We start from the raw sequence: 24,907 nt of genomic DNA, 5'->3' as shown, positions 1-24,907 counted from the left end.
TCTCTACTCCTGCTGTAATAAGTCCAATTAGTTTATGAGGCTTTTAAACCATCATTACGAAACATATCACGGATTCCACGCACAGCTTGCCTGGTCCGGTGCTCATTTTCTATTAATCCGAACCTTACATGGTCATCACCATGTTCACCGAAACCGATACCTGGGGAGACCGCCACTTTAGCTTCACTCAGAAGTTTCTTGGAAAATTCAAGCGATCCCATTGATTTATACGCATCTGGAATAGGCGCCCAAACGAACATTGTCGCTTTGGGTTTTTCCACCTGCCAGCCGATATTATTTATACCGTCACAGAGTACGTCACGACGGTTCTGGTACATACCGCAAATCTCTTTAACCACATCCTGCGGTCCTTCAAGAGCAGCTATTGCCGCCACCTGAATCGGCGTGAAAGTACCATAATCCAGATAGGATTTAATCCGAGCCAGGGCAGCAACAAGGGTTTTGTTACCCGACATAAATCCAACCCGCCAACCGGGCATGTTGTAGCTCTTTGACAAGGAGTAGAATTCAACGGCTATCTCGTCAGCTCCGGGCACTTGCAGAATTGAAGGCGCCACATAACCGTCGAAAACAATATCGGCATATGCCAGGTCATGCACAACCCAGATATTGTACTCTTTTGCAATCTCCACCACCTTCTCGAAAAATTCCAGATCGACACATTGTGTGGTTGGATTCCCTGGAAAATTGAGCACCAGCATTTTTGGACGCGGCCAGGAGTCTTTGATTGACTTCACCAGTTCATCGAAAAAATCGATTCCCGGCACCATTGGTACGTGACGCACGTCGGCGCCTGCGATGATGAAGCCGTAGGGGTGTATGGGATAGGCCGGATTTGGCACCAACACCGAATCACCCGGCCCCATACAGGCCAGTGCAAGATGGGCCAGACCCTCTTTTGAGCCAATTGTGGCAATCACCTGGGTCTCGGGATCCAGCGCCACATCGTAACGGGATTTGTACCAGTTGCTCATAGCACGGCGCAACCTAGGTATGCCTTTTGACATGGAGTAGCGATGGGTATCCTTTCGGTTCGCCACTTCACACAACTTGTCGACTATGTGCTGGGGTGTTGGCTGATCCGGGTTTCCCATGCCGAAGTCGATGATATCCTCCCCACGCGCTCGTGCCGCCGCCTTGAGTTCATTGACAATAGCGAACACATAGGGCGGCAACCGCTTGATTCTGCGGAACTCTTCCATCTCTGGCGTTGACACGAGAACCTCGACTTTTCTAATGGGTTAAAAGAGGTAAAGTTAACTGACCCACTATCAAAGATCAATTGACAAGATGAGATAGATCCAGATTGATAAGTCCGATCAGTGGTTTCGTGCCGTGAACGTAAAGAACATTACACCAGCGATCCACTGCAAGGCGATTGCCGCATGGAAAGTTAGAGTTACGTCCCGTTGGAAAACAGAATTCAAGATACACCGTATTCGCTCAGCAACCATTGATCGGCCGGAAACTGACTTTTTTCCTAGGTTTGAATAGGGTATGGTCTGCGCATGAAATTCATACTCGACGAGGCCAGCGATGGCCTCTCAATTCAACGCTATGATCAGGGTGAAGTCACCGTCAGCGGGGTCATTTACAGAGAAAACTGCATTGTGCTCCCTGACCGGATCATCTCAGCATGGCGTCCCGGTGGTTTTCTCGATCTCAGCCAGGAGGATTTCAGCTTTCTCGCTGAACTCTCTCCAGAAATCGTCATTCTGGGAACCGGTGACAGACAACACTTTCCGCATCCCAGCCTGACACAGCCACTGATGCAGAACCAGATCGGACTTGAAGTAATGAATACGGCCGCGGCTTGCCGAACCTACAATATACTGATGTCAGAGGGGCGTCGAGTGGCCGCCGCGCTGTTTATGATTTAACCCCTTCCTCCGCTTCGACATGAGCATCCTCATCACTGTCATACTCCAGAACAACAACATCCTCTGGATAGGGATATCTTTTCACCGCGCTTTTACCCAATCGACACGATGATGCCTGGTGCAATGCATCAGATTCCATGAGAATCAGAATCAATACCGTGACCATAATAGGCAATATACCAACCCCTCCGATCAGTGCCATCACAGCAACCTTTTTCATATCGAAATAGGTAAATCCGATCCAACCCAAAAACCAGACAACCAGAACGGCCAGCAACATATAGATAAAGATACGGCTGCGCTCAGCCGCAATCTGCCAATGCACCCAGACATACCAGTGATCCTGTGATTTCCTGGCCCGCCATAGTGTGTAAAAGAGCGCCACGAAAGAGAAGATGGGTACCAGTGCCAGGGGTTGCCAGTATGAGCGAACAAGTCCCAACGCCGCCACAAACCACAGGATATGGTTACCGATCAGATTGGTAAGAAAGATATCGTGTGGAATCTTGGCTTTATGCACCAAATCATCGGAAATCTCGAATTTCATCTATCTGAGCCTAAACGATCATCAACTGAAATATGAGACTACCACCGGATCTGTATGAATGCATCACTACAAAGCTGTAACCAGCGGAAAGATTGCACACCTATTCACCCCTCAATCTCATTAATCAGCTTTTTCACAAGCCATTATTTTGCTGATTAAGTAGTAAAAACAGTATGATATAGATCACCATACCGAAACATGGATGCTCTTTGAGAATTGTTATAAGCGAAATACCGCTTCCCAAGGTAGAATTCCTGCAAGATTAGAGGCGGTTGGGCAAATATACACAGGTGCGCACAACCTGGCACAAATCTCATCGGTGTCGATCATTGAAAAGATAATTCTGGTATCGGATTTACATATGGAAAAAAAGATAATTTTTTGGGTTGTCTCGTTGTCGCTGGTAGCGATTGCTCTAGCGATACTTTTGCCTGGCGGTCGTACAGTAGACACTAATCCCAGACTGCCTTGGGATATTACTATCAATGCAAGCAATGAAGTTGAAGTGTTCGATCTTACCCTGAATCGCAGCCGACTTGTTGATGCCCGTGAAGTCTTTCAGGAGCAGGGAGAAATCAATATGTTTCTTGCCGAAACCGGAGATCCAGCGCTGGAAGCCTACTTTGAGAGGGTCTTCCTGAGCGGTTTACGGGCTGACATTATATTGGTTCTGAAGGCTGAAACAGCCCAACTGCAAGGATTGTTCAACCGGGGATCCCGTATCAGCAGGACATCCGAGACCATACATAAAGTTGAATTATCCAGTGAAGACCAACTCCTGGCGGCCAACCTTCCTATCGAATTGATCAACTACGTACCCGCAGCCAATCTGGATGAATCACTCATTCTCAGCCGATTCGGCGAACCTTCGGAGAGAATCAGTGAGGGTGAGAGTGGGGTGACACACTGGATCTATCCCCATAAAGGCCTGAGTATTGGAGTCAATCCTGAAGGAAAAGAGCTGATTCAATATATGCCTCTGGAGAGAATCCCGTCCTTTGTGGAACATATCACGCACAACACAGATGAAATGGGGGAATGACCTGGGGCCTGTTCACACAGACCCAATCGATCCTGATCAGTCACTCCTGATCTTCAGCATCCGGCATCATCTGTTTGGGTATTGTCTTCTTCCTAGTCGTTTTGATGTCATCGTCCATCAGAATACGGTGGGCTTCCCCGTCCAGGTCATCAAACTGGCCACTTCGGGCTGCCCAAAACAGTACTCCGACTGCTGCAAGTCCTAAAAGAATCATGCCGGGTATCAAACCATAAATGACATCCATCTAGCTGCTCCAATAGATTGACTAACCACAAACCGAGGCAGTAATACCTCCAGGTCTGCCTGGCGATCAGGCGGACTCCCGGCTTTCTTATACTGACGAAAACAATCGACGTTCAATCCTGCCGTTTCTCTCGCGTACAGTTTACAGGTTGCTGAAACAATATGCCTGTCTGTTTCAGGTTATAACCACTCCAGCACGGGCTCGCAGATATTGTTACTGTGCTCTAACACCCTTGAATAAAGTTCGTATACGCGCCGAATTTCCAATTACCGCCAGTGAACTGAGTGGCATCGAAATAGCAGCGACCAATGGTGTGACAAACGCCGCCATGGCCAGCGGAACCATAATGATATTGTAGACGATTGATATACCGATATTTTGACGGATGGTCAAAAGAGTCCGTTTGGAGAGACCAATGGCCAGCCTCACCTTCTCCAGTTCACTACTCATCAACACTATATCCGCACTGGCAATGGATACATCGGTTCCTGATCCCATTGCAATGCCCACATCCGCCCGAACCAAGGCCGGCGCATCATTGACGCCATCACCCACCATTGCCACTCGTTGCCCCTGTTCCTGCAGTCGCCGCACAACCTGATCTTTCTCCTCCGGCAATACCTCAGCAATCACGTCCATTCCCCCCAGACGATGCGCAATCGCCTCTGCTGCCTGTTGGCGATCACCGCTCAGCAAGGTGAGATGCAGACCCTCTGCCTTGAGATCAGAGATCAACTCCCTGGCATCCGGCCGTATCCTATCCTCGACCGCAATCAATCCGACCTGGCGGCCATCTATGCCGATGTAAAATGAGCCAACGCCTTGTTCTCCCAATTGCCGGGCTAGCTGTTCAAGCCGGTCAGATCGTGCTAGCCCTTCGTTACCCATCATCACCGAATTACCGGCACAGAGTTGCTGATCCGCCACAATCCCAGAGACACCCAGGCCAGGCCTATATCTAAACTCTCTCCCCTTCAATCGGGTTGTTCCCGATGCAAACGCTTGGTACCAACTTGTAACCGCCTGGGCAGTAGGGTGCTCGGAAAACCGCTCTATGGCGAATGCCTTTTGCATAAGCTCAACCACGGATTCGGCTGGAGGGGTGGTTTGGTTCGCTTCCCATTCAGCCTCTTCCGTATAGATCCCGACCACCGACATGCCACCCTCTGTCAGGGTGCCTGTCTTGTCAAAGACAACATGATTAATCGATGATAGGGTTTCAAGCACCTCACCGTTCTTAACCAAAATGCCGTATTTCGCACCCAGTCCGGATGCCACTGCGATGGACATGGGCGTTGCTAAGCCAAAGGCGCAGGGACAGGTGATAATGAGCACTGAAGTGGCGGCCAATAACGCCACTTCAAAGGAGCTATCGACCCAAAAAAGAAAGGTCGCCGTCGCCAATAGCAGTGTTACCGCCACGAACCAGGGAACAATCTGATCTGCAAGACACTGGATTGGGGCCTTGGAACCTTGAGCCTCCTCAACCAGACGTATAATACGCCCAAGCGCAGTATTCTTCAGGGAACCGGTAACCTTAACCTGTAAAACACCATGAGCATTGATGGTGCCCGCAGAAACTATGTCGCCTTCCTTCTTATTGACTGCCTGGGACTCTCCCGTGAGCATAGCCTCGTCGACACTGCTTTGCCCGTTGGTGACAACACCGTCTACGGGTATCCTTTCACCGGGTTTGACCATGACTGTGTCGTCGGTACCGACAGCCCGGATAGGAACGATCTTCTCCTCACCATCCACCAGGCAGGTTGCCACCCGGGGCTGGAGGTCCAGCAGACGTTGTGTTGCTGCTACCGCCTGGCGTTTAGAGATCGCCTCCAGATAGCGGCCGACCAGAATAACAAACAGGAAATTGACCACTGTGTCATAGTAGACCTCGCCTATCAGGCTCCCGGTAACAGTCACATAGACAGAATAGAGATAGGTGATCGACGCACCGATGGCGATGGGTAGATCCATGCCCAGATGGAGATTGCGCAAACCGGACCAGGCACCACGGTAGAAGGGGTAACCGGAGTAGAGCAACACTGGTGTTGCCAGAGCAAATCCGATCCAGTGAAAAAGGGAGCGGAACTCCCCCTCGTTTGCGCCCGAATAGAGTGCTATGGATACCCAGAGCAGATTCATCATACCGAATGCGGCAAAGGCCATGCGGTAGAGTAAATTGCGGTTCTGCTTTTTCAGCGAACCCTCAGCAATCTCCGGGTCGTACGGTACCGCCGCGTAACCTATCTGGCCTAGACGTTTGATGATCCGGGACAGACTGATGGCGCTATTGTGCCATTTCACATGCAGCCGCTTCCCAGACAGATTGACCTGGGCCGAGGTTACTCCGGCTTCGGCATTGAGGGTATGCTCAATGAGCCAGACGCAGGCGGCACAGTGAATGCCTTCGATCAGCAGATGTATCTCTCTCTCCTCCCCTAGGTCATCGACAAACTCTTCCTGCACCTCATCCAGATCGTAGAGTGCAAAATCCTTGGGGATTTCGGGTGGTGGAGCTAGACAGCCATCTTCCGGGGTGCGCAGGTAGAATCCATCCAATCCCGCTGCATAGATCGCCTCGCATACCGCTTTGCACCCCACACAACAGAAATGTTGAGGTTCACCGTCAATCTCGGCAACTATATCCTCTTTAGGCGGAACAGGCAGATTGCAGTGAAAGCAGGCCTCCGGACTGTCTTCCTCTGATTGATTGGCTTGTACTAAAGGAGAGATACTCAAGGGATCCAATCAATTCCAACGCCAATTCGCTTGGGCGTATTGTATTCATCTTCCCCGTTTTTAATACTGACCAAGGTATCCCAGGCCCCCTTCAGAGGGAAGCTCACCTCAGCTTCATACTCACCAGGCCCAACTTGATTCATGGCAACGGAAAAGTCCTGTTTGGCGTCAGACGGACGATAGGCATAAAAGGTCACACCATCCCGGGAGATGGGATTCCCCACTTTGTCCTTCACCGAAAAACGACAGACAACCGACTGGCCGACATCGATTTTCCGGGGCATATCTATACTCATGATCCAACCGGGATTTCTTGCCTGCTTTTTGAGCATGTTTTCTTCATAATCCTCGCCGCGTTCGTAGAAATCATCCACCACCAAACCCGGATTATTGTCGATGGCGAGATATATCATGATCATATTCATGGTGAAGAAGATCACCACCATGGCCACCCAGGCGATGACCCACGGACTCTGCCAGGCTGATTTTTTCTCTGTCATAGCTGTGGATTATAACTTTTTGGAAGAACAATTAAAAAGGGCGGGCTTTTGCGCCCGCCCTCAAATTCAGACTCGTTGATTCTAACGCTTAGGGCCGATAAATACACTATCCCGACTGCCTTCCAACTGCTGGCCGTCATACTCTCCTTGCACTGTGAACTTGACCGGGGAGGTTTCAGCGGTCAACAACTCTTTTGGTACTCGAAGGAATACCGTCCGTGCCGTTACCTTTCCACGTCTTGCGGTAGTCACCTGATCCTCATCCACCATGATCAAACCCTCAAGCCCTTGTGCCGAAACTTTGACCGAAAGATCCTCAGTCATCTTATTGAGAATCTTCAAGGTGTATTTGTTCTGGATGCTGCCATCACTCTGCAGCACGAATAGCGGCTGACGATCATGAATGACCTTCAACTCCAGCGGCGCCAGAGAGGTCAATCCATAGGCTATACCCATCACGGCAGCCGACATGATCGCCGCATAGATCCATACCCTTGGCCGTTTGTAGAGCGGTTGTGGTTTCTTGTTCGCTTCCAAGGCCTCATAGGATTCATATCGAATCAAGCCTTTCGGCCGACCGATCTTCACCATGACCTCATCACAGGCATCGATACAGAGGGCGCACATGATACAGCCCTCCTGTTGGCCATGACGGATGTCCACACCTGTGGGACAGACAGCAATACACTGTTTGCAGTCGACGCAATCCCCCGTGGTTCTCTCCTCTTCGGGTTGCCCTTTCTTGATTCTGCCCCGAGGTTCGCCGCGATGAAAATCATAGGTGGGTACCACCGTCGTCTTATCGATCATAACACCCTGTATACGGGCATAGGGACAGAGCCAGAAGCAGGCCTGCTCACGCATATAACCCGCGAGGACATAGGTGCCTGCGGTAAACAATGCGATGGTGCCATATGCGACCGCGCTGGCCTGCAAAGTAAACAGATCACGCCATAGATCGAAGACGTCATAGAACCAGGCGACAAAGCTGATGCCGGTCACTACCGAGATAACGAGCCAGAGGATATGCTTGGTTACCTTGATTCTTACCTTAGAGAAACTGATGGGCGCCTTCTCAAGTTTTCGCCGTTTCTGGGGTGAACCCTCGAGCTTATCCTCCAACCAGGTAAACACATCGGTCCAAACAGTCTGAAAACAGAAAAAACCACAATAGACACGACCGGCTAATGCAGTGGCTACTGCCAACAAAAGGGCAAAGAAGAGCAGTGTCAGGGAGAGCATCCAGAAATCTTGCGGCAGTATGGTGATGCCCAAGATATGGAACTGGCGGTTGGGGATATCGAAAAGAACCGCCTGCCGATCACCCCACTGAAAATAGGGACCGATGAAAAAGATGATCCAAACCGCAGCGCTCAGCCATTTAATATTGCGCCAGTAACCTCCCATGCGCTTGGCATGAATGGTCTCCTCGCCGGTATTGAGATGCCAATGCACCGACTCCGCATAAAGGTCATCCACCACAGACTGCTGGGCTGTCGTGTTCTCATTTCCGCTCAAGGGATCAACTCCTGTGAAATCAGTGATGTCGTTCAGGGCAAAATGATAAATGCTAGCATAATTACACGCCAATGCGATTTATCAATACATTAGCATCAATTAAACAACCGTCCCTAATCATATTTCCGACTGCTGATTTTCCGGAATTTATCCTTAATCCATAAAAAAAGGGGGGTTTCCCCCCCTTTTTTATGTCAACGATCTGCTTGCTCAGCTATTGTGCTTTTCGGCATCACTCTTCATGAGGCTTTTTATCTTGAATGCAAGAAAGACGAAAATAACTATGGCTAGAACCACAGTTGCAATCGAACCCCAGAATACTGCATCTCCGTTCATAGCAATCCCCTAACTCTTCTAAGACCCTGTGCGGCTTCCTGTCACACAGGGTCATGGTGGAAAAAATGCCAGTTCAGTGGATAGTTATCCAGTCTTAGTCTACTGGCCGCCACCGAACTTGTGTACATAAACAGCCAGCTTCTTGATGTCATCCGCTGACAATCTTTCACCGAATTTCGGCATAACGGCTTCACGCGATTTTGGCTCGGTCGCATCGTTCACGCCATACTTGATGGTGTGCTTAATGCTTTCCAATAGGCTTTCACCCTCAGCAGGCGCAAAGCGATATATGCCATCGGTCAGGTTTGCCGAACCCAGGACAGCCATACCTTTGCCGTCCATGCCATGACAAGCAATACAGCCCTTTTGGGTAAAGTTGGGATCTGACGTCGGATCACCTGCCTCGATCGCCTTTGACAAGCTATCGATTTCAGCATCCGACAAGATCTTGCCATGTGCCGTCATGATACCTTTACGGCCCATGCTGATGGTCTGTTCGATGGCCTCAATATTACCGCCATAGAGCCAGTCATCGTCAGCAAGCACCGGATAGCCGGGACCGCCCTGGCCACCGCCGCCATGACAGGCAGCACAATTGTCGCCAAACAGCACCTTGGCTGAAGCTTCCGCATACTGAGAAAGACCAGGTGCAGCCAAAATCTCCTTGGCCGACATGCCTTTTATCTGAGTCTCGAATTCGGCACGGATCGCTTCCACCTCATCGACACCCTTAATGTACTCATCCATCTGAGTCCAGCCAATGAGACCTTTGTTTGACTCATGGCCTACTGGCCACATGGGGTAGAGAACACCGTAAACGACCCACCAGATCACCGAGGCCCAGAAGGCCAGCATCCACCAACGCGGTGGGGGATTGGTCAGCTCCCGGAGGTTGTCGTCCCACACGTGTCCGGTATTGTTTTCACCCGGAAAAGAATTGTTATCCGCCATTTTTCTCTCCGCTATCAATTGCATCATCATCCATCGGGATAAAGCGGTTCTTCTCCAGCTTGTCCCGATTTTTCGGACGTAAGGCGTAGAAATAAACGCCTACCATGAGTATGAAGGTGACCACCGTCATGATCAGGCCTACCCAATCACTGGTGGTCATAGCCTCCCAATCAGTTTGAAAATGCTCGATGAAACTACTCACGATAGACCTTGTTCTCGTCAAGCTTTGCCATGGTCCCCAAGACCTGCAGATATGCCACCATGGCATCCTCTTCAGTCTTGCCCACCAGTTCACCGTTGGCGCTGGCGATATCCTCGTCGGTGTATGGGACACCCAGCAATCTCATAACCGAGAACCGCGCCGCCATATCCTTACCCTCGACCATATTATCTTTCAGCCATGGATAGTTGGGCATAACAGACTCCGGTACAACTGATCGCGGTGCGCGCAGATGCTTGCGTTGCCAGTCATCGGAATATTTACCGCCGAGTCTGGCGAAGTCAGGACCGGTACGCTTGGATCCCCATTGAAAGGGATGGTCGTACATGGATTCTGATGCCAGAGAGTAGTGGCCGTAACGCTCTTTCTCATCACGGAAAGGACGGACCATCTGTGAGTGGCAGGTATAGCAACCTTCTCTCTGATAGATGTCGCGCCCCGCCAGCTCAAGAGCGGTATAGGGACGCACGCCGTCACCAGGTTTATGGTCATGGAGCGTCTGACCGGGCTGACGTTGCCAGACCAGTTCAGGTGCAGCGTTGTGCTCCATGGTGGACTTCATAGTAAACAGCGGTACGATTTCGACGATACCGCCCACGGTAAGAGACAAAGCCAGGATAAGCAGAAGCAACCAAACGTTCTTCTCCATCTTCTCCTGGAAGCCTGTTGATTGGTTTTCATTCGCCATTTTGCGAAACCCCCTTATAATTAAGCAGTTGCCGCAGCGGTACGTGCTTGCTGCAGGCTACCTTCACTGGATGCTTTAGCAACGGTCATCAGGACGTTGATCAGCATCATCAATGCACCAAGCAGGAAGATCGCACCACCCACCGTACGCATGGCGTAGTATGGATGCATGGCTTCAACAGACTCAGCAAAGGTGTAGGCCAGAGTGCCGTACTCATCATAGGCACGCCACATCAAGCCCTGCATGATACCGGATACCCACATCGCGACGATGTAGATGACCGCACCGATGGTGGCAGTCCAGAAATGAGCGTTGATCAGTTTCATGGACCACATTTCGGTGTGGAAGGTACGCATCATCAGATGATAGATGGCGCCAATAGCGACCATGGCAACCCAACCCAGGGCACCTGAATGCACATGACCAACTGTCCAGTCAGTGTAGTGGGAGAGCGCGTTCACGGTCTTCAGAGACATGACCGGTCCTTCGAAGGTGGACATGGCGTAGAAGGCCAGGGACATGATCATGAAACGCAGGATGTAGTCTGTACGCAGTTTATCCCAGGCCCCGGATAGGGTCATCATGCCGTTTACAGCACCACCCCAGGACGGAATGATCATTGCCAGGGATACTGCGGCACCCAGGGATCCAGCCCAATCAGGAAGCGCGGTGTATTGCAGATGGTGTGAACCCAACCATACATAACCGAACATCAGCGCCCAAAAGTGGATCACGGAGAGACGGTAAGAGTAGACAGGGCGCCCGGCCTGTTTGGGTACGAAGTAGTACATGATGCCCAAGAAGCCGGCGGTCAGATAGAAGCCCACCGCATTATGTCCGTACCACCATTGAATCATCGCATCCTGAACGCCGGAAAAGGCTGAATAGGATTTGAACAGATCAACCGGGACAGCCAGGCTGTTGACCACGTGGAGGTAGGTGATCATCACCATCATACCCAGGAAGAACCAGTTGGAGACATAGATATGCGATGTCTTGCGGGTTGCCATGGTCATAATGAAGTTGAATGAATAGACCAGCCAGACCACGGCGATTGCCAAGTCGATCGGCCACTCCAGCTCAGCGTACTCCTTTGCGGTGGTGATGCCGAGAGGTAGGGTGATCACTGCAGACACAATGATCAGGTTCCAGCCCCAAAAAGCGAACCAAGCCAGTTTGTCACTCCATAGCCGAACGCCGCAGGTGCGTTGAACGCTGTAGAACGAGGTTGCCATCAGTGCACATCCGCCGAAGGCGAAGATGACAGCATTGGTGTGAAGCGGACGTAGACGCCCGAAAGTGATGTACGGTAAATCGAAGTTTAGAAACGGCCATGCCAGTTCGGCGGCGATGTAAACACCCACCAATGCGCCTACGACAAGGTAGACTACGGCCATGACGGTAAACCAGCGTACAACTGCGAAGTTGTATTTCTGCTCGGCTGCGGCGTCCATGAACCCCCCTCATAAAACTAAATTGAACAAGACTTTAAAATTTGACTTTTCAGAAAAGCCCTACCACTCCAACTATGTCATATGCCACAATTGCAGCGTGACATATATCACTCTTAAATGACTCAGATGTCAATACGAACATTAGAAAAATCTAATGACCCAGTAACGAGGTAAGGGATTGATGCAAAAAGAAATTTATAGGCTCATCACATAAATTGACATAGATCAACGAAAGTTGAAAAAAACACCATTTTTTGGTTAGCCGAGTGTGGATGATACTAGAAACGAGTCGTTTGGCTCAGTCATCGGAGCAGCCCTGAAGGTAGGATTAGATACAGACAGTCACATTGTGCTTTAAAACCACCTGAGAACCCATGCTTTCGAGGATGGGATACTCTAACGGGAAGCTGCAACCTGCTGCAATCCATCCCAACTGAGCAGCATGAGACTCTGATTCCGCAGTTGGATCAATCCCTCATTCTGAAACCTTGTCAGTACCCGACTAACCGTTTCCCGAGCCAGACCAAGATAACTGGCCATATCGCTTCTTGACATGCCCAAATAGAGCCTATCTCCACCCAGACCACGTAACGAGGTACGCAGCGCCAAGGCTAGGATGAAGGCAGCCAGACGCTGATCCGCGTTCTGCCGTATCAATGAGGCGGTTTGGGAGTGATTCAATGCGACCTCCCTCCCGAGCATATCGATCAGCGCACGCTGTATGGCCTCGGTAGAGCGTCCGCTTTCAGTCAGCCGGCCAATGTCCAATACACATACGGATCCTGCCTCAAGTGCCCGTACCGAGTAGGAATAGTGTTGATTCGCCATCCCCTCGATCCCAATCAAGTCACCAGGCAGATAGAATCCAACGACCCGTTCCTGCCGATTGAGATCGGGTATCATCGCTTTAAATGATCCCGATTTTACGGCATAGACAGCCTTAAACAACTGCTCGGCACCGAACAGCATCTCCCCTTTCTTTACCGACTGTCGTCTCAACAGGATACCGGATGGCACACCACTACCCGGCTCTGCATACTCCAGAACCTGACACATGGGATCGAGGCCACATTCTCTGCATGCCACCTCGAGCTGGCCCTCAAGATTTCGGGTATCAATAAGGCAACAAGACTTTTGCACTGTTCAATTTATGCCGGATTTGAGTTTACGGTCACCCCGTCGCGAGGTTTATCACTTAAAAATCGAATCTACCGAAAAACCGTCTCTCTCTAGGATATCACGCAGGCGCCTGAGGGCATCCATCTGGATCTGCCTGACGCGTTCCCGGGTCACACCGAGTTCGTTCGCCACCTGTTCAAGGGTGGAGTTTTCATAGCCGTGAAGACCAAAACGGCGTTCCACCACCTCTCGCTGTTTGTCGTTGAGTTTACTCAGCCACCGATCAAGATTGGCATTTAGCCCGTCATTCTGGATATCCACCGTCGGATCCATACTCTTCTCATCAGCGATGGTATCGAGTAATGGTTTGTCGGCATCCTTGCCGAATGGGGTATCCACGGAGGTCACACGCTCATTCAGTCCCAGCATGCGTTTGACTTCATCGATCGGCCTGTCGAGAAGATCGGCGATCTCCTCTGAACTGGGTTCGTGATCAAGGGTCTGTGCGAGTTTTCTGGCGGCTCGCAGATAGACATTAATCTCTTTAACAACGTGAATCGGAAGACGGATCGTGCGTGTCTGATTCATGATCGCCCGCTCGATGGTCTGCCGAATCCACCATGTGGCGTAGGTTGAAAATCGGAAACCCCTTTCAGGATCAAACTTCTCCACTGCCCGAATCAACCCCAGGTTACCCTCCTCGATGAGATCAAGGAGTGCAAGCCCACGATTCATGTAACGACGAGCTATCTTCACTACCAGTCGGAGGTTGCTTTCGATCATGCGTTGCCTTGCTGGCTGATCGCCTTTTTGAGCCAGCCTGGCGTAGTAGACCTCCTCTTCTGCGGTGAGTAGTTTCGATATCCCTATTTCATTGAGATAGAGCCGGGTGGCGTCCATCTGTGCATCGCCCGGTTCAGGTGATTTGATCTTCAAGACATCACTGATATCTTCCGCGGCTTTCTCTTGTACGATCTCTTCACTCTCATCCGCATCATCCGCATCATCCGCATCATCCGACAGGATGACTTCATCTTCCGCGAGATCATCAATGATCGGACTTTCATCCGAATCATCAGGCTCTACAGGACTTTTACTCATCTCACATCTCCATCAACCAGGACACGCTTGGACCTGAAGCTCATCAGGGTTGTTTTCACAGCCGTGAATCCATTTCGAAGCATGCCTGAATCACACTTAGCAAGTGTTACAGCCATCTTATTTAGTTATTTACGCGGTAGCAGTGGCAGCGGATTAATAGGCTTCCCCTGCTTCCTGACCTCAAAATGCAGCATCGGTTGACCACCTCTGTTTGGTGATCCCATATGCGCCACTATATCGCCTTTGGCCAGTTTATCACCCTCTTTGACCAACAATTTGCGATTGTATCCATAGGCACTCAAAAACTCCTGGTCATGTTTGATAATAACGAGATTCCCATATCCGACCAATCCCCCACCAGCATACACCACCTTTCCGGCCTCGGCCGCCCTGACAGGTTGCCCCATATGACCCTGGATTCGGATCCCTTTACGATTCTGATCCGATTTCGAAAAGGTCTGCACTACTTTACCTTTGGTCGGCCATTTCCAGCTTAACTTAATACGTTTGTTCACCGGTCTCGGTTTTACGGGTTTTGTGACGATCTTGCTCTGTAGCGGCTTTGTTTGGGTTCTGGCGGTCGTCACGCCGGAATTCTTATCAGGTAATGGTTTGATACCGGTTGTGTGCTTAGCCTTCGCAGGCGACCGCTCAACCTCTGGCATACGTTTCACCCGCCTTGCGCTTGTCTCAGGTGGCTTCAATCGCAAACGCTGTCCGGGATAGATTGCATAATCCGGCCCTTTAATCCCGTTCCAGGCCGCCAGAGAATTCAAAGACAGATAGTGCCTCCAGGCGATTGAGTAAAGGGTATCCCCCCCTTGCACCAGGTAGTATGTTCGAGACGTTTTGTGACGAACCGATGGTGACTGATGCTGTTGTTGAAGCCCTGATTCCACCCGATGCGGTGGGGTTGGTGAACGGTTGTAGACAGGCGCACTACCTCTGGACGAACAGGCAGTTAGGCTGAAAAGCAGGCTCAGCAACAACATGAGACCGATCGGCCCCAGCAGCAGACATTGGTTTCGGCTTCCGGCAAGCAGCGTTACGATACCTAACCCCCTGACTATTTAAGATAAATTATCAGCACCAAGAAGGCGATCACCAATATCCAGCCGAGACGATCCACATAGCGATGCAATACCTTCTCCATGCGTGCGCCGCCCCAAGCCATCAATGCTGCTACCAGAAAGAAACGCGCCCCCCGTCCAATTATTGAAGCAACAACGAAGGGAAGAAAGGCCATGCTGATAACACCTGCGGTAATGGTAAATATCTTGTAAGGGATGGGTGAGAAACCTGCCAGGAAAATCGCCCAGAATCCCCACTCGCCAAACCACGCCTTGGTATTCAGATAACCCTCCCAATAACCCAAACTGTGCAACCATGGTTGTACTAAATCAAATGCATACACGCCGATAAGGTAACCGAGCATACCTCCAATGACAGAGGCCAGGGTGGTCAGACCGGCGAAGAACCAAGCCTGATTTGGTTGCGCCATGCTCATCGGCGCCAACATGACATCCGGGGGAATGGGAAAGAAAGAGGATTCGGCAAAACTCAAGCCCGCTAGATAGGCAGGGGCATGGGGGTGGCGAGACCACTGCATGGTACGGGCATAGAGCGAGGAGAAGAGAGGCATCAGATCATTCCACCCATCAATGGCACAAAGTTCGCTGACTCCAAATGCTCCTGCTGAAATCCATCACGTGTCCGTGTAACCCTAACCATGACCTGTCCTTTGCTGCTCTGAATCGGTATCACCAAGCGGCCTCCCACTGCCAATTGATCTAGGAGTGATTGCGGCAGTCCCATCGGCGCAGCGGTCACCAATATTGCATCGAAAGGTGCATACTCCGGCAGACCAATGCCCCCATCACTATGCTTGAGACGAATATTGCGTAGGCCAAGTTCCCTGAACCTGAGGCGTGCCTGATCAAGCAGTGCCGCTATCCGCTCGACGCTGTATACCCGGCGCACCAATTGAGCCAGGATGGCGCATTGATAGCCGGACCCGGTACCAATCTCCAAGACCATCTCTGGCGTCTCACCCTCAAGCAACGCCTCGGTCATGCGTGCGACGGTATAAGGTTGAGAGATGGTCTGGCCATGGCCTATGGGTAGGGCCGTCTCTTCATAGGCGCGACTGGCCAGTGCCTCGTCGACAAAGATGTGCCGCGGGGTATTCCGCATCGCCTCCAGCACAGCCTGATGCCGAATCCCCTTTTTGCGCAGGCGATCGATCAAACGCTGCCTTGTACGTTGGGAGGTCATGCCGATCCCCTGGTGTTCAGGCCGCATGATCACCGCTCGAGCCACTCGCTGACTGTCTGCAACGCACTGTGACGGGTAAGATCGACCTGCAGCGGCGTCACAGAGACATACCCCTGTCTCACTGTATAAAAATCGGTACCTGGTCCGGCGTCCTGCTCTGCGCCTGCGGGCCCGACCCAATAAATAGTGTTTCCCCTGGGATCGCTGGTCTTGACCACTGGTTCGGCCTTGTGTCTGTGGCCAAGCCGTGTGGAGCGTACCCCCAGCAATCGATCATAGGGAAGATCGGGAACATTGACATTGAGGATCACATTTTCCGACAACGGAAAATGCACCATCCGGCTGATTAACTCCTCTGCAACACGAGCCGCGGTATCGAAATGTTGGGGTTCGTGGGAATTCATGGAGATGGCAATTGCCGGAAAACCCAAAAAGCGACCTTCGGTAGCTGCCGCCACCGTACCGGAATAGAGTACATCGTCCCCCATATTCGGACCCGCATTGATACCTGAGACGACCAGATCCGGTTCTTCTTCAAGAAGTCCTGTGATAGCCAGATGGACACAATCTGTCGGTGTACCATCCACCCTGATGAAGCCGTTTTCCATGGTACGGGCACGTAGCGGGTTGACCAGGGTCAGAGAGTTGCTGGCACCACTACGATCCTGATCAGGGGCCACCACCACGATATCACCTACCGCCGATAGTTGCCCGGCCAGTATCCGCAGCCCAGGGGCCTGATAACCATCGTCGTTGCTAAGGAGGATTTTCATACCGGGCACAATATACTGGAAAGTCCCAACCTTCTCATCTCTCCTTTGCACTCGCCGATTGAGATTCCCTTCTGCAGCCCATACCATGGTTACAAAGACCCGTTGAGTTGATGGGATATGAGTGACGAAGAGAAAAAAGCCGACGACAATATGCTGTTTTTCGAGGCATTTGGCGATATAAAGCCGATACAACAGCAGCGGATTGAGCCCTATCGCCGCAAACTGCCTCCCAGGCCACTGAATCTCCCTGTCGGTGATGAAGATGGAACCGAGCGGGATCTGTATGCCGATCAGGAGGTCGAGACAGGCGAGGTACTCGATTTTGCGAGGCCCGGGGTGCAACTGCGTGTCATGCATGATCTGCGTAGAGGTTATCTGGAGATTGGCGCTGAGCTGGACTTGCACGGATTGACTGTGCGCTACGCACGGGACGATCTGAATCGGTTTCTCAAGGCCTGTCAGGAAAGGGATATCCGTTGCGTGCGTATCATCCACGGCAAGGGTTATCGTTCAGAGGGAAAACAGCCAATACTTAAGCAAAAACTCAACCTCTGGCTGAGACAGCGGGATGATGTGCTCGCCTTTACCTCAGCCACCCGCAGGGACGGAGGTACCGGTGCAGCGTATGTCCTGCTGCGTAATCCTAGAAAGGGCAAACGATAATATTTGCATGTATCATTGAAATTAAACCTATACCCAGTAAAATAGTTGGTTATTGAATCCGCAGTACAAGCACCATCGGTTCCGATGGCATCGCCCCAAAACGACTTGACTGCCCCTGGTCTCGGTATTTAAGCCTGGAGACATTATGTAAGGAGAGCTGTATTGGCAATCAGAATCAAAAGTCAGTGGCACGACGAAGACACCTCGCGTTCGGCGGAAGAGATGGGAGGGGCGATCGCCTTCATCGCCTGGCGCCTCGCACTGGATAAGGCCATCACGCTGCATGGCAAAAATTTTGTGTATGAAAACGACGAACAACGACTCGCCGTGATTGCTGAATACTTGTGTTATGAGGCTCAAGTCAGCGACCGCCTGATCCATGGCATGGTGGACAATGAGAACCGGGTGGCGATTATCACCGCACTGGTGATGAAAATGGCAGAACACTTTCAAGACAATGCATCTGACCTGCTTGGTCCGGGTGACCATGGTGACAGATTCATTGAACGCTATAATCAGCGTTCAGGCGAGTACGCAGAGTTCAATTTCGATCAGCAAGGTCCCAGTTATCCCTTCTTACGCCATCTCGGTTTTGAGATCCAGCAAGTCATGGGCAGCGAAGAGCATGAAAACCGCTGGGTCATCGATCAGGTGATGGATGTGGATGCCCCTGAAGTCTACAAGCAACTGGCACGCGCGGTCAGAAATCTCTTCGATTAGGAGATCCGTATGCGTCCAATCCAGTTAATCACGATCCTTGAACAGGAGTTCATCAGTACCCGCGCCGGCCACCATACGCCGGTCATGCTCTGGGGTCCCCCCGGTGTCGGCAAATCCGACATGGTGCGTGAAGTTGCAATGAACCACCAGGCGCCGGTAATCGATATCCGGTTATCGCAAATGGAGCCCAGTGATCTGAGAGGCATCCCGTTCAGAGCCAACGGGAGTGTGGAGTGGGCAGTCCCCTCAATCCTGCCGAGTAGCGAACGCCATGGGGCAGCGGGAATACTGTTCCTCGACGAGATCACCTCGGCGCCGCCGACGGTCTCTGCCGCAGCCTACCAGTTGATTCTCGATCGCCGCCTGGGCGAGTACCAGGTGCCTGACGGATGGGCCATTTTTGCAGCAGGTAATCGTCAGGGAGACCGCGGTGTCACCTACAGCATGCCAGCACCCTTGGCCAACCGCTTCTCCCACTTTGAAGTGGAGACCAACCTGGATGACTGGGTCACCTGGGCCTATCGCAATGATATCGATGAGCGGATTATCGCATTCTTGCGCTTTCGGCCGGAACTGCTTTTTGACTTCGACCCCGCGCACAACCCTGTCGCCTTCCCTTCACCCCGTTCGTGGGAATTCGCCCATCGCGCCCTGCAAAAGTTTGATAAACATCCGCAACTCTTGCAGGGTGCCCTGCAGGCCTGTGTCGGACCCGCCGCAGGGGTGGAGTTGAACGCCTTCGTCAACAGTCTCGACAAGATGCCCGATCTGGATGCCATTATCGCTGGTGATGATGTGCCGGTACCCGATGAAATTGACCTGCAGTACGCCATAGCCGCTGCCCTGGTGGGACGCGCCATACGCGCCCATGATGCGGGGGACGGAACTGTCACGCATGGCCGGATCCTGGAGTATGCACGCCAGTTTCCACAACGGGAGATGGGGGTCATGCTGGTCTCCGATATGCATCGCGCCATCGGTGAGGCTATTTTTGCGGTACCTCAATTCAGCGACTGGGCCCAGGCGGTGTCGGATGTGATGCTTTATGAATCTTAGGAATCCGCAAATGAACACTAATAAACGCAAATGTTTGTACAAAATCATGATCGAAACAATGCGTGCGGCAAGCCGCACCCTATGTAAATACTGACCTGTAGGCGTAACCGGTCAGGCGGATGGAAATATACAACATGGGCTTTAAGCAAACACATTTGCGTTCACTTGCGTTCATTTACGGACTTTAAAACCAAATGGACAAGCAACAGATCGAGACCAAACTGGCGGCGGCCCGCACCAAGCTGATACTGGATAAGCCCTTTCTCGGCGCATTGGTGATGCGGCTCCCTATGCAGGAAGCCAACCCGGACTGGTGCCCGGCCACAGCCACCGATGCAAAACAGTTCTATTACAACCCCGAATTCATCGATCAGTTGAGTCTGGATGAGACCCAGTTCATGCTGGCGCACGAGGCACTGCACTGTGCCCTTTCACATTTTGCCCGACGTCAGCATCGCAACAAACTCCACTGGGATATGGCGTGTGATTACGCCATCAATCCGTTACTTATCGAGGATAGCCTCAAACCTCCACCCGGATCCCTGTTCCTGCCCCAGTTCGAGGGTATGACCGCCGAGGAGATCTACCCACTGCTGGATGAGAAGGATGATGAAGAACCTCTGGACAATCACGTCTACGATCAGGACAACACCAAGGGCTCAGGTGCTGGTAAGACCGAGAAGAATATCTCCAACAAGAACGACCAGAGCGAAACCGAGAATGAAGGGGATGAAAGCGGGAATCAACAAAGCGGTGACGGTTCAGCCGCCAGTCAACCGCCCCCCCTCACGCCCGATGAGGCGGAGACACTGAATATTCAGTGGCTGCAGCGCCTCGCGGGTGCAGCCCAGCAAGCAATGCAGGTGGGTAAGCTGGACGGAGCCATGGCGCGCATGGTGGATCACCTGCTGCAACCCCAGCTGCCCTGGCGGTTGCTGCTTGCCCGTTATATGACCGCAATCGCCAGGGACGATTTCAGCTATATGCGACCCTCCCGCCGGGAAGGTGAGCATATTCTACCCAGTCTTCGCAGCAATCAGGTCGAACTGGTGGTTGCACTGGATAGCAGCGGTTCAATACAGGACCATGAGATGGGTGAGTTTCTTTCTGAAATCAATGCCTTGAAGGGACAGATGCGAGCCCGCATTACACTTCTCGCCTGTGACTCGGCAATCGCTGAGGATGCACCCTGGGCCTATGAGGCCTGGGAGGATTTCCAGCTTCCAGCCAAGATCACCGGAGGTGGCGGCACCAGCTTCGAGCCGATCTTTGAGTGGATCTCAGCACAAGGCATGCAACCCGATCTGCTCGTCTACTTCACGGACGCAGAAGGCGCCTTTCCCAAGCAGGCACCTCACTATCCGGTTATCTGGCTGGTGAAAGGAAAACGCACCCCCCCATGGGGACAACGCATCCAGCTCAATTGAACTCGTGTAGTGCCTTGTCAAGCATAACCGCCCGGACAACTACCTTTTCCCGGGTCTGAGTCACATTGACTTCTTCAGGGTGAAGGCACCGCGCAGGTCACCCACTTTGTAACCCCGCGCCTTGTCGGATGGATAGAGTTCATCCAGTTTGGCCGCCACGGGTTCAGCAATCGTCTCGCCATGACATTTGGTACAGACCTCAGCGGTGGGGATTGCCTTCATCATTCGAAAAACCTTACGCCCCTCCTCTTCTACGATCTCAGCTTTGATCAACTTCATCGGGTCCTCACCGGCGGATTTCCGTGTCTCGAACTCCTTCAATACAGCCTCTTCCCAGGCATCCGGTGAATTTTTCTGATTGCGCAGCTTCAGGCTGGTCCTGCCGACCTCCCAGCCGCTCATTTGAGAGTGACCCTCGGCCAGACTTGGGGCGACGATATTACAGGAGGCAATGGTATCTACAGGTCCACTCTGTTTCATTCCCTTTTCCAATTCGCCTTTCAGATCGCCGAAAAAGGCCTTAATAACACCCTTACCCTCCTTCATGTTGGTTTGCAGGGATTGATCCGCCTGCACGTTGCCTGAAATCAATAGGGCTGTCGCAATGGCTAATGCGCTTTTAGTCATCAATGAATCTCCAACATATCGCCGATTAAACCGGAATGTTCGTATCCGGTTGTAAATAGCGGCTAAGATTTAACAAAATGATCCCGTCACAGCAAGGATCTGGCTATCGGTCAAACATGGATTGAATATCTTTCCCGCAAGGAGCATTCTTCACTCACAATCCGACACCTCGGATACACCCTTCCGTCGTGGCGCCAATATTAGGTATTACAGACCATTAGTGGATAGACTGGGAGCATAGCCGATTATTCCACCTTGGGTAAGTCATTTGAGGATCTGACAAACCGATAGCAGCAGACTGCAACAGAAAATGTCCTTGGCGATCAACAACAATTTGTGATAACTAAGCGGTATGGCCCCTTTACGGATCACGCCGGCGGCATTTTAGGAACTAACCGTCCTCACAGGGGATCAGTTAATGGCATGATGACAAGTGTGCTGAAAAAACCATTCATTCTCATCCTCCTCACCAGCCTGGCTGTCATATCCAGTGCCCGTTCGCAGGAGGCTGAAACGATCCAGTTGCCGGAACTCGGGTCTCCGTCAGATCAATATTTGACACCCAGTGATGAAGCCCGTCTTGGAAGGGAGTTCATGCGCAGTGTGCGCAAAACGGGAAAAGTGCTGGATGATCCTCTGATAACTGAGTACATCCAGCAGTTGGGTGACAAATTACTCAAGCAGAGTGAGGCAGTTGGACAGAAATTCACTTTTTTCGTAATCGAAAAACCTGAAATCAACGCGTTTGCCGGCCCGGGTGGCTATATCGGCATCTACAGTGGCTTGATTCTGGCGACTCAGAGTGAGAGTGAATTGGCATCTGTCATCGCCCATGAAATCGCCCATGTCACGCAGAAACATCTGCTACGCGCCTTCGATGCCGCCAACCGTATGAGCGGCAAGACCGCAGCCCTTTTACTGGCCTCAATTCTTGTCGGCGTCGCCGGTTCGCCCGATGCCGGTCTTGCCATGGCAACAGGTGTCCAGGCCGGCGCCATTCAAGAACAAATAAACTTTACCCGCAGTAATGAAGAGGAGGCGGATACCGTCGGCATCCAGATCCTGGCAAAATCCGATTTCGATCCCCGTGCCATGCCAATTTTCTTTGAGCGCCTGACCCACGCAAGCCGACTCTATGAATCCGGCATACCCGAAATACTTCGAACCCATCCGGTAACCAGCAATCGCGTAGCCGATGCGCTGGGTCGGGCAGAAAAGTACAGCTACCGCCATTTCCCTGGCAATTTAAGCTATCACCTGACTCGTGAGGCCTTACGCGTCAGACAGTTCAAAGACCCCGGCAAGGCGGTCGAGCACTTTGTCTCTGGTCTCAAGGAGGGACGTCATCTCAATCAGGAGGCCCATGAATACGGGTATGCACTTGCCCTCTCGAGTGATCGGAAATTTCAAAAGGCTGAAAATATTATCGAGGAACTGTTGCGAGAGAACCCGAGCCAGATTGAGTACATCCTGGCTGGCGCAAATATAGCGGGTAAAAGCGGTAATCATGAAAAAGGACTCAAGATCCTTGATACCTATTACAGCCTGATGCCGGAGAACTACCCGCTCGCAATTGCTTATATTCAAGCACTCACGACGGCTAAAAAACTGGGTAAAGCGCGTGAAATCACCCAACAATCAATAACTTTGCGTAACAATGAACCCAGACTTTATCGCCTGCTCAGTAAAATCGAGGAACTGGACGACAACCAAGCGGAATCACATCGCATACTGGCTGAGGCGTTTGTTGCCGATGGCGAGCTGGCGGCAGCTGTTCAGCAACTGGAGATAGCCTTAAACAGCGCGAATAAATCGGATTTCTACCTAACATCACGCATCGAGTCCCGACTCAACAAGTTGCGTGACCTACAAAAGACGCAGAGTGAATCAGATAACAAAAAACAATGACTGCGTGCTACCGGCATCCGATTCCCAGCCATCTATTCAGGTAAACCCCAATCAACCACGCATAAAACCCAACTCCAGTATGCAGATGACATGCCTTGAAAACCACAAATCACTAATAATTAGACATTTTTTACTTGATATCGTCGTTTGTTTAGGTATTCTTACGAGCTACCTGTTTAGGGTATGATGTGTATCGGCAAACCCAGCATCTACAGAACAACTATTGAATAGGTCTTGCCGTGCAGTGAATTGCAATATGGATGCGTGAGTGCAGGCTGTCGCAACTTTTTTTTGTTTTAATTGTTCTAAAGCGTTTGATGTCGCATGAAACATCGGATTGAGCACGTCGTGATTGCCTGGCGCAGCAAGGCGTTGTATAGATCCGGTAGCCAACTCTCAATGGCTTTGTCTGACACACGCATACAAGCAATGATGACGGCAGATAACGTGCACTCAACCCGGTGGTCATGGTGCAGCGGCTCATTTGTTGATGGGTGGATGGCATGTCGATGATTAGAATAACCGGGAAATGAAATTGACCAACCAAATCAGTTTCAAAAAAATAAACTGTTAATCACTAAAATTTCTCAGTCTGGAGAGAATGAATGAGCACTGAAATCAAACGCAGGATCTTCCTCAAAAGATCGCTTGCAGCAGGCACGGTAGGTGTTGCTGCTGCCGCAGGTTTACTGGCACCTCAGCGGGTACTTGCGGCCTGGAACAAAGAAGCATTTGAAGCTAAAGAAATGCCTGCAGCATTGAATGCACTGTTGGGTAGCTCTGACATGGCAGAGTCTGCTGACATTACCGTAAAGGCACCTGACATTGCAGAGAACGGCGCAGTGGTTCCCATCACTGTGGAGACCGGCATGGAAGGTGTGGAGTCGATCTCCATTATCGCTTCGAATAACCCAGTCCCATTGGTTGCGAACTTCGTAATGGGTACAGGCGCTACCGGTTTTGTATCCACCCGCATCAAGATGGGCAAGACCGGAGATGTTGTCGGCGTGGTTAAGGCCGGAGGCAAACTCCACAGCGCCAAAAAAGAAGTTAAAGTCACCATCGGTGGTTGTGGCGGTTAACCCCTCTCGGGTCG

The 24,907-nt window shown here is 51.4% G+C and carries 25 protein-coding genes; 8 read left to right on the top strand and 17 right to left on the bottom strand.

What is annotated here, in order from left to right:
* Window positions 1-32: 32 nt before the first annotated feature.
* A complete protein-coding gene (gene alaC, locus AB8516_RS17850) occupies window positions 33-1,223 on the bottom strand; it encodes an alanine transaminase (RefSeq protein WP_369163326.1) in 1,191 nt (396 codons plus the stop codon).
* A 306-nt stretch (window positions 1,224-1,529) separates the two neighbouring features.
* Between alaC and AB8516_RS17845 the strand changes: the two genes are divergently transcribed.
* The gene (locus AB8516_RS17845; protein WP_369162553.1) at window positions 1,530-1,901 is read left to right on the top strand and encodes an Mth938-like domain-containing protein; all 372 of its coding nucleotides are present in this window, start codon (window positions 1,530-1,532) and stop codon (window positions 1,899-1,901) included.
* Here the strand turns inward: AB8516_RS17845 and AB8516_RS17840 are convergent.
* Window positions 1,891-2,448 (bottom strand): hypothetical protein, encoded by a 558-nt coding sequence (locus AB8516_RS17840; protein ID WP_108290420.1) that lies wholly within the window; start codon window positions 2,446-2,448, stop codon window positions 1,891-1,893. The two genes, AB8516_RS17845 and AB8516_RS17840, sit on opposite strands and share 11 nt — an antisense overlap.
* 361 nt (window positions 2,449-2,809) lie before the next feature.
* Here AB8516_RS17840 and AB8516_RS17835 point away from each other — a divergent pair, with 361 nt between their 5' ends.
* Window positions 2,810-3,490 carry a hypothetical protein gene (locus tag AB8516_RS17835; protein ID WP_369162552.1) on the top strand — a complete coding sequence of 227 codons (681 nt, stop codon included), beginning with the start codon at window positions 2,810-2,812 and terminating at the stop codon, window positions 3,488-3,490.
* 40 nt (window positions 3,491-3,530) lie between these two features.
* Here the strand turns inward: AB8516_RS17835 and ccoS are convergent, their stop codons facing one another.
* The 14 genes from ccoS to surE all read right to left on the bottom strand — a co-directional run bounded on the left by ccoS (window position 3,531) and on the right by surE (window position 17,410).
* Window positions 3,531-3,734, bottom strand: a complete 204-nt coding sequence (ccoS, locus tag AB8516_RS17830; RefSeq protein ID WP_069125165.1) for a cbb3-type cytochrome oxidase assembly protein CcoS — start codon at window positions 3,732-3,734, stop codon at window positions 3,531-3,533.
* Between the two features lie 213 nt (window positions 3,735-3,947).
* The gene (locus tag AB8516_RS17825) at window positions 3,948-6,476 is read right to left on the bottom strand and encodes a heavy metal translocating P-type ATPase (RefSeq protein ID WP_369162551.1); all 2,529 of its coding nucleotides are present in this window, start codon (window positions 6,474-6,476) and stop codon (window positions 3,948-3,950) included.
* Complete coding sequence (locus AB8516_RS17820; RefSeq protein WP_108290424.1) at window positions 6,473-6,976, bottom strand: FixH family protein; 504 nt, start codon at window positions 6,974-6,976, stop codon at window positions 6,473-6,475. The genes AB8516_RS17825 and AB8516_RS17820 overlap by 4 nt, the downstream gene beginning before the upstream one ends.
* Window positions 6,977-7,057: 81 nt before the next feature.
* Window positions 7,058-8,494: a cytochrome c oxidase accessory protein CcoG gene (gene ccoG, locus AB8516_RS17815; RefSeq protein WP_369162550.1), complete on the bottom strand. Its 1,437-nt coding sequence runs from the start codon at window positions 8,492-8,494 to the stop codon at window positions 7,058-7,060.
* Between the two features lie 435 nt (window positions 8,495-8,929).
* A complete protein-coding gene (gene ccoP, locus AB8516_RS17810) occupies window positions 8,930-9,781 on the bottom strand; it encodes a cytochrome-c oxidase, cbb3-type subunit III (protein WP_369162549.1) in 852 nt (283 codons plus the stop codon).
* On the bottom strand, window positions 9,771-9,983 hold the full coding sequence (locus AB8516_RS17805; RefSeq protein WP_069125183.1) for a cbb3-type cytochrome c oxidase subunit 3: 213 nt from the start codon (window positions 9,981-9,983) through the stop codon (window positions 9,771-9,773). Before AB8516_RS17805 ends, ccoP begins: the two co-directional genes overlap by 11 nt.
* Window positions 9,976-10,689, bottom strand: coding sequence for a cytochrome-c oxidase, cbb3-type subunit II (ccoO, locus tag AB8516_RS17800; protein WP_108290428.1), 714 nt, complete (start codon window positions 10,687-10,689; stop codon window positions 9,976-9,978). The genes AB8516_RS17805 and ccoO overlap by 8 nt, the downstream gene beginning before the upstream one ends.
* A gap of 20 nt (window positions 10,690-10,709) precedes the next feature.
* A complete protein-coding gene (gene ccoN / locus AB8516_RS17795; protein ID WP_069125191.1) occupies window positions 10,710-12,143 on the bottom strand; it encodes a cytochrome-c oxidase, cbb3-type subunit I in 1,434 nt (477 codons plus the stop codon).
* Between the two features lie 396 nt (window positions 12,144-12,539).
* Window positions 12,540-13,199 carry a Crp/Fnr family transcriptional regulator gene (locus AB8516_RS17790; RefSeq protein ID WP_108290430.1) on the bottom strand — a complete coding sequence of 220 codons (660 nt, stop codon included), beginning with the start codon at window positions 13,197-13,199 and terminating at the stop codon, window positions 12,540-12,542.
* A 135-nt stretch (window positions 13,200-13,334) separates the two neighbouring features.
* Window positions 13,335-14,363: an RNA polymerase sigma factor RpoS gene (rpoS, locus tag AB8516_RS17785; RefSeq protein ID WP_369162548.1), complete on the bottom strand. Its 1,029-nt coding sequence runs from the start codon at window positions 14,361-14,363 to the stop codon at window positions 13,335-13,337.
* Between the two features lie 125 nt (window positions 14,364-14,488).
* Window positions 14,489-15,355, bottom strand: coding sequence for a peptidoglycan DD-metalloendopeptidase family protein (locus AB8516_RS17780; RefSeq protein ID WP_369162547.1), 867 nt, complete (start codon window positions 15,353-15,355; stop codon window positions 14,489-14,491).
* 74 nt (window positions 15,356-15,429) lie between these two features.
* The gene (locus AB8516_RS17775; RefSeq protein WP_108290434.1) at window positions 15,430-16,005 is read right to left on the bottom strand and encodes a YqaA family protein; all 576 of its coding nucleotides are present in this window, start codon (window positions 16,003-16,005) and stop codon (window positions 15,430-15,432) included.
* Complete coding sequence (locus tag AB8516_RS17770; protein WP_108290436.1) at window positions 16,005-16,664, bottom strand: protein-L-isoaspartate(D-aspartate) O-methyltransferase; 660 nt, start codon at window positions 16,662-16,664, stop codon at window positions 16,005-16,007. Before AB8516_RS17770 ends, AB8516_RS17775 begins: the two co-directional genes overlap by 1 nt.
* A gap of 2 nt (window positions 16,665-16,666) precedes the next feature.
* Window positions 16,667-17,410, bottom strand: coding sequence for a 5'/3'-nucleotidase SurE (gene surE, locus AB8516_RS17765; RefSeq protein ID WP_108290438.1), 744 nt, complete (start codon window positions 17,408-17,410; stop codon window positions 16,667-16,669).
* Between the two features lie 117 nt (window positions 17,411-17,527).
* Between surE and AB8516_RS17760 the strand changes: the two genes are divergently transcribed.
* The 4 genes from AB8516_RS17760 to AB8516_RS17745 all read left to right on the top strand — a co-directional run bounded on the left by AB8516_RS17760 (window position 17,528) and on the right by AB8516_RS17745 (window position 21,276).
* Window positions 17,528-18,073 carry a Smr/MutS family protein gene (locus tag AB8516_RS17760; protein WP_369162546.1) on the top strand — a complete coding sequence of 182 codons (546 nt, stop codon included), beginning with the start codon at window positions 17,528-17,530 and terminating at the stop codon, window positions 18,071-18,073.
* 162 nt (window positions 18,074-18,235) lie between these two features.
* Complete coding sequence (locus AB8516_RS17755) at window positions 18,236-18,793, top strand: hypothetical protein (protein WP_369162545.1); 558 nt, start codon at window positions 18,236-18,238, stop codon at window positions 18,791-18,793.
* A gap of 9 nt (window positions 18,794-18,802) precedes the next feature.
* On the top strand, window positions 18,803-19,849 hold the full coding sequence (locus AB8516_RS17750; protein ID WP_369162544.1) for an AAA family ATPase: 1,047 nt from the start codon (window positions 18,803-18,805) through the stop codon (window positions 19,847-19,849).
* Window positions 19,850-20,043: 194 nt separating this feature from the next.
* Window positions 20,044-21,276, top strand: a complete 1,233-nt coding sequence (locus AB8516_RS17745; protein WP_369162543.1) for a DUF2201 family putative metallopeptidase — start codon at window positions 20,044-20,046, stop codon at window positions 21,274-21,276.
* Between the two features lie 60 nt (window positions 21,277-21,336).
* Here AB8516_RS17745 and AB8516_RS17740 read toward each other — a convergent pair whose 3' ends face one another.
* Window positions 21,337-21,903 carry a DUF3365 domain-containing protein gene (locus AB8516_RS17740; protein ID WP_369162542.1) on the bottom strand — a complete coding sequence of 189 codons (567 nt, stop codon included), beginning with the start codon at window positions 21,901-21,903 and terminating at the stop codon, window positions 21,337-21,339.
* A 423-nt stretch (window positions 21,904-22,326) separates the two neighbouring features.
* Here AB8516_RS17740 and AB8516_RS17735 point away from each other — a divergent pair, with 423 nt between their 5' ends.
* Together AB8516_RS17735 and soxY are read left to right on the top strand one after the other, a co-directional pair.
* Entirely contained in the window at window positions 22,327-23,811 is a 1,485-nt protein-coding gene (locus tag AB8516_RS17735; RefSeq protein ID WP_369162541.1) for a M48 family metalloprotease, read from the top strand.
* 605 nt (window positions 23,812-24,416) lie between these two features.
* Entirely contained in the window at window positions 24,417-24,893 is a 477-nt protein-coding gene (gene soxY, locus AB8516_RS17730; RefSeq protein WP_369162540.1) for a thiosulfate oxidation carrier protein SoxY, read from the top strand.
* The last annotated feature ends 14 nt before the right edge of the window (window positions 24,894-24,907 follow it).

The sequence above is a fragment of the Candidatus Thiodiazotropha sp. LNASS1 genome (assembly GCF_964212655.1).
Classification (GTDB): domain Bacteria; phylum Pseudomonadota; class Gammaproteobacteria; order Chromatiales; family Chromatiaceae; genus Thiodiazotropha.
This window is presented reverse-complemented; position numbering and strand designations above follow the sequence as displayed.